At 44.3% G+C, this 10,210-nt stretch carries 11 protein-coding genes; 7 read left to right on the top strand and 4 right to left on the bottom strand.

Features of this window, described 5'->3' with window-relative positions:
* Positions 1-48: 48 nt before the first annotated feature.
* The 6 genes from nrdD to AB1466_04280 all read left to right on the top strand — a co-directional run bounded on the left by nrdD (position 49) and on the right by AB1466_04280 (position 5,664).
* A complete protein-coding gene (nrdD, locus tag AB1466_04255) occupies positions 49-2,232 on the top strand; it encodes an anaerobic ribonucleoside-triphosphate reductase (protein MEW6189310.1) in 2,184 nt (727 codons plus the stop codon).
* Entirely contained in the window at positions 2,156-2,413 is a 258-nt protein-coding gene (locus tag AB1466_04260; protein MEW6189311.1) for a thioredoxin family protein, read from the top strand. Before nrdD ends, AB1466_04260 begins: the two co-directional genes overlap by 77 nt.
* Positions 2,395-3,111, top strand: coding sequence for an anaerobic ribonucleoside-triphosphate reductase activating protein (locus AB1466_04265; protein MEW6189312.1), 717 nt, complete (start codon positions 2,395-2,397; stop codon positions 3,109-3,111). Before AB1466_04260 ends, AB1466_04265 begins: the two co-directional genes overlap by 19 nt.
* A complete protein-coding gene (gene dut / locus AB1466_04270; protein MEW6189313.1) occupies positions 3,108-3,581 on the top strand; it encodes a dUTP diphosphatase in 474 nt (157 codons plus the stop codon). The genes AB1466_04265 and dut overlap by 4 nt, the downstream gene beginning before the upstream one ends.
* 21 nt (positions 3,582-3,602) lie before the next feature.
* The gene (ade, locus tag AB1466_04275) at positions 3,603-5,303 is read left to right on the top strand and encodes an adenine deaminase (GenBank protein MEW6189314.1); all 1,701 of its coding nucleotides are present in this window, start codon (positions 3,603-3,605) and stop codon (positions 5,301-5,303) included.
* Between the two features lie 118 nt (positions 5,304-5,421).
* Positions 5,422-5,664: a hypothetical protein gene (locus tag AB1466_04280; GenBank protein MEW6189315.1), complete on the top strand. Its 243-nt coding sequence runs from the start codon at positions 5,422-5,424 to the stop codon at positions 5,662-5,664.
* Positions 5,665-6,438: 774 nt separating this feature from the next.
* Here AB1466_04280 and AB1466_04285 read toward each other — a convergent pair.
* From AB1466_04285 to AB1466_04300, 4 genes are all read right to left on the bottom strand, one after another.
* The gene (locus AB1466_04285) at positions 6,439-6,738 is read right to left on the bottom strand and encodes a hypothetical protein (protein ID MEW6189316.1); all 300 of its coding nucleotides are present in this window, start codon (positions 6,736-6,738) and stop codon (positions 6,439-6,441) included.
* A 10-nt stretch (positions 6,739-6,748) separates the two neighbouring features.
* Positions 6,749-7,177 (bottom strand): SH3 domain-containing protein, encoded by a 429-nt coding sequence (locus AB1466_04290; protein ID MEW6189317.1) that lies wholly within the window; start codon positions 7,175-7,177, stop codon positions 6,749-6,751.
* A 47-nt stretch (positions 7,178-7,224) separates the two neighbouring features.
* The gene (locus AB1466_04295) at positions 7,225-7,527 is read right to left on the bottom strand and encodes a hypothetical protein (GenBank protein MEW6189318.1); all 303 of its coding nucleotides are present in this window, start codon (positions 7,525-7,527) and stop codon (positions 7,225-7,227) included.
* A 134-nt stretch (positions 7,528-7,661) separates the two neighbouring features.
* On the bottom strand, positions 7,662-8,837 hold the full coding sequence (locus tag AB1466_04300; GenBank protein ID MEW6189319.1) for an NlpC/P60 family protein: 1,176 nt from the start codon (positions 8,835-8,837) through the stop codon (positions 7,662-7,664).
* Between the two features lie 195 nt (positions 8,838-9,032).
* On the opposite strand from AB1466_04300, the gene AB1466_04305 reads away from it, so the two are divergent.
* Positions 9,033-10,115, top strand: coding sequence for a septal ring lytic transglycosylase RlpA family protein (locus tag AB1466_04305; protein ID MEW6189320.1), 1,083 nt, complete (start codon positions 9,033-9,035; stop codon positions 10,113-10,115).
* The last annotated feature ends 95 nt before the right edge of the window (positions 10,116-10,210 follow it).

Below are 10,210 nucleotides of genomic sequence, written 5' to 3' on the forward strand. Positions count from 1 at the left end.
ATATATTATAAGATTTGATGCAAAATTCCTGTAAGGGAGGAACACAAATTGGCTCCAAAGATTATTAATGTGATAAAGAACCTTCCGAAACCGAGTGATACTACCGACATCGCTCTTCTGGTCAGTACCTCCTCAAAATGTGAGATCAACAGCTGGGATAAATCGAAGATCGTGAACTCTTTAATTAAGGAGACGGGCGCCAGCAGCGAACTCGCTCAGGAAATAGCGGATGCCGTGGAGAGGAAAATATTTGAAAGCAACTTTGGTACCATCACGACCAGCATAATTCGGGAGCTCATCGACATCGAATTGATCGAGCGCGGTTTAACAATGATACATAAAAAACACTCCCACCTCGGATTGCCAATGTACGATGTGGAGCAAATCATCATGAGTGCCAATAAAGAAAATAGCAACACAACACATAACCCGGAATCCATCAATCTCACCATCGCCGAAACCATCCTAAAGGAATTCGCCTTGAGGAAGGTCTTCAGCGAAGACGTGGCCCTGGGACATCTGACGGGAGATATCCACCTCCACGATCTGGGATTTATAGTGAGACCTTATTGCGGGGGTCATTCACTGGAATATATTAAAAAGTATGGTTTGGCTCTACCCAATATCACCAGTACTTCCAAGCCAGCGAGACATGCAGAAGTCCTCATCGGACACATGGTAAAAATGGCCTCAAGCCTGCAAGCTCATTATGCTGGCGCCGTGGGCTGGGAAGCCGTAAACATGTTTTTTGCTCCCTATCTTGTGGATCGCTCCTATAAGGAAATTCGACAACTGGCGCAAATGCTCATATATGAATTCAATCAACTCGCAGGGGCCAGGGGCTCCCAGGTGGTGTTCACGGATTTCAATCTCTACTGGAATATACCGAGACATTTCAGGGATACCCCAGCCATTGGTCCCGGTGGAAGATATACCGGAAAAACGTACAGGGAATACGAAAGGGAGGCACAGCTTTTCCTGAAGGCGATGTTTGAGGTTTATCTCGAAGGAGATGCTTTGGGAAAGACGTTCATCTTCCCAAAGCCCTTACTGCACATAAATGAGGATTCCTTTAAGACACCCGGTTGGGAAGAATTTCTCCATCTTGCGTGTAAAGTGGCGAGTAAGCATGGCATCACCTACTTCGTTTTTGATAGGGGAGATGAAACCACCGTATCACAATGTTGCAGATTGAAGTTAAGACTCGGGGAAAAGGATCTGGAAGAGGCGAAAACTCCTGAAAAAATGAGGTTTTCGGCTCTTCAAAACATCACCATCAATCTTCCGCGAATAGCCTATAAAAGCCATGGTAATGACGAGCTCCTTTTCACAGAGCTCAATCGGATCCTCGAACTGGTCGCCAAGGCTCACCTCCAAAAGAAAGGATTCATTAAAAGCCTCTTGGATCTTGGAAAGAGTGGCCCCCTGGCTCTGCTCAGTGTATCGCGGAATGGTGATCCATATCTTCGCCTGGATCGGCTCACTTACCTGGTTGGATTATTGGGCTTAAACGAAATGGTCCAGGCTCACCTGGGACAAGAGCTACATGAATCTGAAGAGGCCCTGAAGTTCGGGCTGAAGGTGGTCTCGCACATGAATCTGAAATGCAAACAGTTATCGGATATGTACGAGAGCAAACTAGTGCTGGAAGAATCCCCGGCTGAATCCAGTGGTTACCGCCTGGCAAAGCTCGATATGAAATATTATCCGGAACAGACAAGGAAGGTAATTAAGGGTAACATCCAAAATAACGAATACTACTACACGAACAGCATTCACCTGGCAGTGGATGCACCAATAGATTATACTGAGAGGGTTGAAAAGCAGAGCTTATTTCACCCCCTAATCGAAGCTGGAAGTATAGTCCACATCTGGCTGGGCGAAAATGAACCATCCCCGGAATCCATCGAAAATTTCGTCATTAAAACATTCAAAAACACACACTGTGCGCAGATAGCCTTCAGCCCGGAATTTACCGTTTGCGATAATTGCAGGAGGACTTCCCGGGGCTTATCTGACATTTGTCCCCTTTGTAGTTCCAATGACGTATATGGAATCACCCGCATCGTGGGCTATTTCTCGAAAGTCCCCACGTGGAATAAGGGGAAGATGGGAGAACTTAAGGAAAGAATAAGAACTAATCTGAGGGGGCGTAATGGTGAAAGTGAAGCTGTTTTGGAAACCGGATTGCCCGAGATGTCCCGCAGCCAAAGCCCTCCTTGCCAATGTTGATGTCGATAACGTGGAGTATCATAACTTAGATGAAGCGAATGGGCTCGCTGAGGCGGTATTCTATGGAATAATGTCCACACCCTCCATCGTTATTACAAACGATAACGGAAGGGAGGTTCACTCTTGGCATGGCGAGTTGCCATCCCTTGATGAAATACAGAAATGCCTACAAAAGCTGTAGAAATCAAAGGATTTATTCCAGTAACCATGTTAGACTGGGATGGCAAACTCGCCTCCACTTTATTCGTGGGGGGCTGCAATTTAAGGTGCCCATTTTGCCAAAATGCCCCCCTGATCACTCGCCCGGATAGCATCCCCAATGTGGAATGGAAGGAGGTAGAAAAGCACCTCAAAGCCAAAAAATCGTGGTTAGACGGTTGCGTGGTCACTGGCGGAGAGCCCACCATCCACTCCGGACTCAAGAATTTATTGTCCGAGATCAAAAAATTGGAGTATCCAGTGAAGTTGGATACCAATGGGACCCTGCCTCGGGTTCTCCGCCAGTTAATTCAGGATAAACTCGTGGATTTTATGGCCATGGATATCAAGACAGCCCTTCCAAAGTATCCCCTGGCCACGAGGACGAAGATTAAAACGGAGATAATAAAGGAGAGCATACATCTCATATTAAGATTGGGAATCGACCATGAATTTAGAACCACCGTTGTACCTAGATTCGTTGAAAGGGAGGATATTCTAGAAGTTGCAAAATATCTTGGACATTTGGGTGCCAAGCGATATGTGCTACAGCAATTCAACCCTAGAACCGTACTTGACCCTGAGGTTGGAAAAATTAAACCCTATTCGAGGGAATATCTACTCAAATTGGTTGAGGAATGTAATAAATTCGTGCCCACAAAGCTCAGGGGAGCGGGATGAGAAACTTTTGGGGATTTAACCAGAGGGGATTTGATCTAATGGAAGTCAAGCTAAAGCAATTGGATAAAGACCTACCAATTCCTCGATATGCCCATGATGGCGATGCTGGTTGTGATCTCTACAGCCGCATTGATATCATCCTTGAGCCCGGGGAAAGAGCATTAATACCCACCGGAATCGCCCTAAGTATCCCCCTAGGATATGCAGGCTTCATCCAACCAAGATCCGGACTAGCTTTAAAGCACGGCATCAGCATACTTAATACCCCCGGGCTCATAGATTCTCATTACCGCGGAGAAATTTGCGTTATTTTAATCAATCAAGATACCCGAAAAAGTTTCGAGGTAAAAAGGGGAGATAAAATAGCCCAGCTAATTATCCAAAGGATTGAGAATATAACCTTTCGGGTGGTCAGTGAACTCGATGCCACGGGGCGGGGAAGTGGAGGATTCGGAAGCTCAGGAAGATAAGAATAAATGGAAGGTGGCTTCATGAGGGAGCTCATTCGGGTCGCTCGAGGAGGGAAAAAAGCCGATCTCGTCCTCAAAAATGCCCAAATCGTTAATGTACTCGATGGGAAAATCGAATGGGGCGATGTAGCCATATATCGAAGCAAAATCGCAGGTATAGGTGATTACAAGGGTGAACTAGAGGTTGACATCAAAGGCAAGTATTTGGTCCCGGGTTTCATCGATGGACATTTGCATATAGAATCGACCATGCTTTGCCCCGAAGAATTCTCTCGAGCGGCGATTCTTAATGGGACAACCACCGTAATAGCGGATCCTCACGAGATTGCCAATGTAGCGGGAGTTAAGGGAATCCGATACATGATTGAGGCAGCAAAAAATGGTCTTATTTCCATCTTCTTCATGCTTCCTTCCTGCGTACCCGCAACCCATCTAGAGACGGGTGGAGCTATACTCTCCGCAAGGGATCTCGAGCCCCTCATGGGTGAAGAATCCATCCTGGGTCTGGCGGAAATGATGAATTTTCCTGGAGTGATATCAGAAGACCCAGCAGTTATGGAAAAACTTGAACTGAAATTCAATCTCGTTGATGGACACGCCCCGGGTCTTTCCGGAAGGGAACTTTGCGCCTATATTGCAGCGGGAATCCGCTCAGATCATGAGTGCACCCAATTGGAAGAGGCCAGAGAAAAGCTGAAGCGGGGGATGTTTATAATGATCCGAGAGGGTTCCACGGCCAAAAACTTAAAAAATCTCATTTCCATCGTCGATGAATTTACCGCCCCCAGATGCCTTCTGGTGAGCGATGATAGGCATCCCGAGGATCTCATCGAAGAAGGTGAAATTAACGCGCTCTTAAAAATGGCCATTGCCCGGGGGCTGGATCCCATTCGGGCATTTCAACTTGGAACCATCAATCCGGCAAATTATTTTGGTTTGAGGGATCGAGGAGCCATAGCCCCCGGATTCCTAGCAGATCTCGTAGTCTTGGATGATCTTAACTCGGTGTTCATAAACTCCGTTTATAAAAGCGGGCAATTGATTGTACAGAAAGGAGAAATCGTTAAGGATATCAAGAAGATCGAACCTCCCACAAAGGTAAAGGATAGTGTAAGATTTAAAAAAATTGATTTTTCTTACTTTACCATTCCCGCCAAGGGAAAGAGATGCCGGGTGATGGGCATAATTCCAAATCAAATAATAACGAAGGAACTGATCCTCTCCCCAAAGGTGGAAAATGGGGAAGTGGTAGCCGATACGGAGAATGATATAATCAAAATCGCGGTCATTGAACGCCATAAAGGTACGGGAAATAAGTCCCTGGGTTTGGTTCAAGGATTTGGCATTAAATCGGGAGCATTGGCTTCCACAGTTGCCCACGATGCTCACAATATAGTCGTCGTTGGAACGAATGATCATGATATGGCAATGGCGGTCAATGCGATCGTAAACTCGAAAGGGGGATTGGCTGTAGCCAGGGGTGGAAAAACAACCTGTGTACCTTTACCCATCGCCGGGCTCATGTCGGATAAAACACTCGAAGAGGTCTATCGGGAGGTGAAAGAACTAGGGAGGGCCGTCCTTGAACTCAATCCAAGGGTGGTGAATCCCTTTATGGTTTTATCTTTCCTTTCCTTAGCGGTGATCCCCGAGTTAAAATTAACGGATAAGGGCTTAGTAGAGGTTTTAGCGGGAAGAATAGTGGATTTATTCACGGATTAGCGGGCTTTAAATTTTCCTTTTAAAGGCTCGAGTCAAACTTTAGATTCATATCACTAATATTCTCCCAAATCCTAAAATTTTGGCTTTCTTGCCAACGGAAATTGGGGAGGATTCATCGATGGAAATTCATGAGACTCAACAAATGCTAAAAGTGCTCAAGGATTTAATCTGGTTAAATGGAATAATCGCCACCGAACTGATCCAAATCACTGAGAATACTAGCGCTGCCATTCGAGGCGAGATACCCCGAGGCTGCAAGATTGAACACAATAAATTGAGGGAGCAAGCGATTGAAATCGTCTCAAGACACTGTCCTGAAAAGGCACGCAGTTTAAAAGATCACATTCTAAAGCACTCGTAATTTGGATTTTACCCTTCAACGAAGAGGCTGTACGAACATATGTGCGAAAAACAAATGCGAAGTAGCGCTCAAGGAAAATGGAAAGTCTTAATAAAAACTGAGGAATTTATGTGCACGATGGCGAAAAATATAAAGGAAGGCGATTCAAAAAAGCATTTCCCTTGAGGATGAAGCATGCGAGTTTAAGGGAAGAAATTAATAAAGGATAATTTGACATAAGATATATTATCGAACGTATCCATTTGATCATTCCCCTCAAAATTTGGAGTCCAGAGAGCTTTTGCATTTTGCTTCTAAGCCCCGGAAATTTGTTTGCTAAGGTTTATATATACTTTTTACGATCTTTTTTATTTTTTTATCCAATAGACTTGGAATCAATCTCCCTTTTAGAAAACTCATCGTCTGATCTGTAACGGCTTTGTCGGATCGCATATTTATTTTGTATTCTCTGATTACCAGAGTAAAAGCCCGAATATTGAGTTCGAAAGTTATTGGAAAAACTAAGTTCATCATATCAAACATGTGTTCGAAAAAAGACTAAAAATGGAGTAAAAAATTTTATTGACATTCATTTGAAGATGTGGTAACTTTTACTTGTCCCAAGAAGTCCTAAGAGGTGAACTCCGAAAGCAATCGTACCAGTAGCAGCTCCAAAGTTGGGAATCGAAATAGCTGGCTGTGAGGTTAGCTAGAGTAAAAGAACAATTGCGGAGTATGAAATGGGAAGGTTGTAAGTAGGGGGTGACTCAAGGAAGGCTTCTTGGGACATTCCATTTATTCCAATTTATATTTCCTCTCAAACTGCATTTTGGTCAAATCCTCGAGGTCCTCCTCTACCTTTTCGAGTTCAGACTCCGCTTTTTCACGAATTTTACAACTTTTCACCAGATGAGTCGCTCCACTATCCATGCCCACTATCTCAACATCGTATCTAATCTGAACTTTTCCCCTGTACTTAGGCGGAGACCGATAAAGTATGTCCTCCCTCCAATCAAAATCGGGAGGGGTCTCCTCTTCTATCCTCACGATCCTTGCCCGATAAAAATCCTTGGCATTCCCAAAAATCTTCCTCAACTTTGCTCCCTCATCGTTTCATTTTAAGAATCCTCACGTATCTAGGGTGGGCGGAAACATACCCCCTTTTGCCATCGGGGGTAACCACCTCATACCATCCATCGCTTTTTGAGACAACCTTTAACCCCCTCCCTTTCCTTAAGACACCTATGACATTGCCTGGAGCCTTTTCTGGGGAGGAACGAAGGTTAAGTCCGTCAACGATCACTTTTATTTCACCGATTATCTTAATTGGTTCTTTGACCCGCTTGGGCTTGCTCCGTGGAGGCTCGCTTTTCCTCTCAACGGAAACCCTTGGTACAGGTTTAACTACAGATCGCTCTTGAAAAAAGGCATATGCCATGAAAACAATGACCAGAAGGGTAATACCGAGAGCTACCCAACAGAATGTCTCTTGTAATCGTCTCAAATGGTATTTACCCAACTCCCTCCGAGGCACATCTATCCCCCTCTATTCTCTCTTGCATCAAGAGCTCGAGCATACATTCATCTGAAATCATAATGACAGATGGGGAGTTCTTCTTCCCCCTGCAAAAGCTTGTTTACATAGGTCTTTAAATCCACGAGAGGAAGTGCCTTTTCACAGGGAAGATTCTCCGACGCTATCGTCGAGAGAATGAATTTTATGACCGTTCTTCTTTTTCTTGTCGCCGCCTCCTCCCGCTTATCAGGAGCTAATTCTGCCTCTCTAAGATACCTCAGAGCGAAGGCGATACAGTCCGCACAATGCATACAATTCTGTAAAGCATAGCATTCTTCATTATAATATTTCCTTGGATCTAAGGCCACGCCAGCTCCTTTCCCCAGACAGGGTGTTTATAAGAAGATTCGCTCGCGGATTAAAAAATCCTACAAAATGAGTCAAAATAAGCATGAGGAAATATACCGATGGTATAAAGTGGGAAATTCGAAAGAGCCAAAAATTAAAGACGGCAAGCTCCAATGTAATCGGAGCGAGAGCTTAGAGCCTGGACTCTAACTGCATCCCCATTCGTTGAAGCATGAATAAAATTTCCATTACCAATGTAAATGCCCACATGGGAGATACCATCCCTCCCAAAGAATACGAGATCTCCTTGCTTCAAGTTGTCATAACTTACGGGTTTGCCGCGATGGTATTGCGCTGCCGATGAGTGGGGAAGGGTCACTCCCACCTGTTTGTATACGTACATGGTGAATCCAGAACAGTCAAAACAGATTGAATGTTCTCCCGTTGGGCAACCCCCAGGGCCCTCCCCCGCCCAATGATATGGTGCACCTATATACTTCATGGCAATGGAAACAACCTTTCTTCCCCTACTGGGATTAGCGGGAGGATCGCTGCCTTTAGATTCTTCTGGCTTCTTTGGCTTCTCTCCTTCTGAATTTCCCGATGATCGCCCTTCCGAGGATTCTCTCGCCCTTCGTTCAGCAGCCTGTCGAGCCTCCTCCTGAGCCCGACGTAGGGCCTCAGCTCTTAGCCTGGCTTGCCTCTCCTCCTCTTCCCTAATTAATCGAGCAACTTCCTCCTCAATGCTTGAAAGAAATGCCTTCCTTCCCCGTATTTGTCCCTCAATCTGCTGCTTCTTTATTTCAAGTTCCCTCTTTAATGCCAACTGCCGTCTTCCTTCCTCCTCCAGCTTCGATTCAATCTCCTCTATCTGTCTCTTAACCCTTTGAATCCGCCGCAAAACCTCGAGGTCTTGCCTTCCTATGCGAATCAACCAATCTAAACGGACCAAAAAGTTATCAAAGTTCTTGGTGGATAGCAGAACGGAGATGAAATTTACCTCCCCATGTTTGTAAATCCCAGCGATGCGTTCATTAAGCACCTTCTGGTTTTGCACCAGTTCCTCCCTGGACTTTGTGAGCTTTAATCTATTCGCCGCGATGGCCTTTTGGGTTTCCTCCAGTTTAACCACAGCCGAATTATATTGCTCAACCGCTTCTTCCAGGGCTCTATTCATCTCCTCAATCTGCGCTTTGACCCGAGTAGCTTCCGCCTTCTTTTGCTGTATAGCTGTAGGGGTAGCAAAAGTGGGAATTGCCATGGAGATTATCAGGAAGAAGATCAAAATGCAGAAGAGAACTCCTAAGAAGGAACGACTCTTTTCAATCACCCATAATCCCTCCAGCGATCACTACTTCAAAAATTGCTGAGTAATTTTCTCATGAACTATCGTCTTTTTTATCGTCCAGGAGGTCTCTATCCTTAAGTTCTGTACTGAAAGCAAATCTCCTTCTTCCAAAAAAAGTTTGTATAAAATTTAAACTCTTTTGACCGATAAGAATACAGACGAGGAAAAGGAGAAGCGATGGGGCTCGGGAGATTCACCAAGATAATATGCTTTCTGCTCATAATCTCTCTTTCTCTTTCCCTCCTGGCTCATGCCAGCAAATCACTGCACGAGAAAAAATCTCAAGTTAAAGAAGTATCGAAAGAGATAAGAGAACTTCAAGCTGAGATTGATTTCGCCCAGGAACTTTACTTGGCCATCAACTCCGAACTTGAAGTCACCGGGAGAAAGATGCTCAAAATGTACTCCAAACTGGATTCGATGGAGAGGAAATTGGAGATCAAAAGAAACATTCTAAATACTCGGCTGAGAGAGATTTATAAAAATGGAAGTGTTCAATTTCTCGAAATTCTCCTTGGAGCCGGCGATTTTAAGGACTTTTTGACGAGAATTGCCGTTCTATCCCGAATCATCGAATGTGACCTTAAACTCATCGATGATATCCAAAGAAAAAAATCCAAGGTTGAACAAATGAGGAAAGAGCTAGCAAAGGAAAAATTGGAGCAATTAATATTGCGTCGAAGAAAAAAGGCTGAATTGAGTCTCTTGAAGGCAAAGTTGACGAAAAAGCAAGTACTTCTGATCAATATGGATCGAGAATTACGGAATTTGCTGAAACAAGAGGAAGAAAGGAAACAATCGGAGAGGTTGAAAAGAGCAAAAAATAGTCTCCCCCTTTGTGCAGAGGTGAGGACCGCTCCCTGTTATGTTCAACCATATGTTATGGAATATTATATCACCGGAGAAACCATGCCCAAAAATTATAGAGCAACTGGGTTAAAGTTCTATGGGGTAGCCAGCTGGTACGGTAATGAATTTAATGGGCGTCCGACATCGAGTGGAGAGATATTCAATGAAAATGACTTCACCTGTGCCTCAATCTTTTTGCCCTTTGGAACTTACTTGGGAATAACATATGGAGATAAACACATAGTCGTTCGAGTCAACGATAGAGGACCCTTCATTGATGGGAGAATGTTCGACTTATCTAAAGCAGCAGCTCAAATCCTGGGATTGGGGCTGGGTTTTGTGCAGGCTGAGATATTAGAACCTGATAACCATGCCAATTGCGCCTCTGATTCTTATTTCGGTTTCAAATAAAAAATTTTAACTTCTTCAACTCGGAAAATCCAAAAGAATTTAAAAAAATTCCAAATTTTATTATTGACTTTTTCTTACTTATTGGTTTTAAATAG

It is taken from the genome of Actinomycetota bacterium, assembly GCA_040755895.1.
Lineage (GTDB): Bacteria > Actinomycetota > Aquicultoria > Subteraquimicrobiales > Subteraquimicrobiaceae > Subteraquimicrobium.

What these genes read in the sequence shown, in the direction of transcription:
- AB1466_04260 (MEW6189311.1), top strand. Translation starts at nt 2,156, where the DNA reads ATGGTGAAAGTGAAGCTGTTTTGGAAACCGGATTGCCCGAGATGTCCC.
- AB1466_04265 (MEW6189312.1), top strand. Translation starts at nt 2,395, where the DNA reads ATGCCTACAAAAGCTGTAGAAATCAAAGGATTTATTCCAGTAACCATG.
- dut (MEW6189313.1), top strand. Translation starts at nt 3,108, where the DNA reads ATGAGAAACTTTTGGGGATTTAACCAGAGGGGATTTGATCTAATGGAA.
- ade (MEW6189314.1), top strand. Translation starts at nt 3,603, where the DNA reads ATGAGGGAGCTCATTCGGGTCGCTCGAGGAGGGAAAAAAGCCGATCTC.
- AB1466_04280 (MEW6189315.1), top strand. Translation starts at nt 5,422, where the DNA reads ATGGAAATTCATGAGACTCAACAAATGCTAAAAGTGCTCAAGGATTTA.
- AB1466_04305 (MEW6189320.1), top strand. Translation starts at nt 9,033, where the DNA reads ATGGGGCTCGGGAGATTCACCAAGATAATATGCTTTCTGCTCATAATC.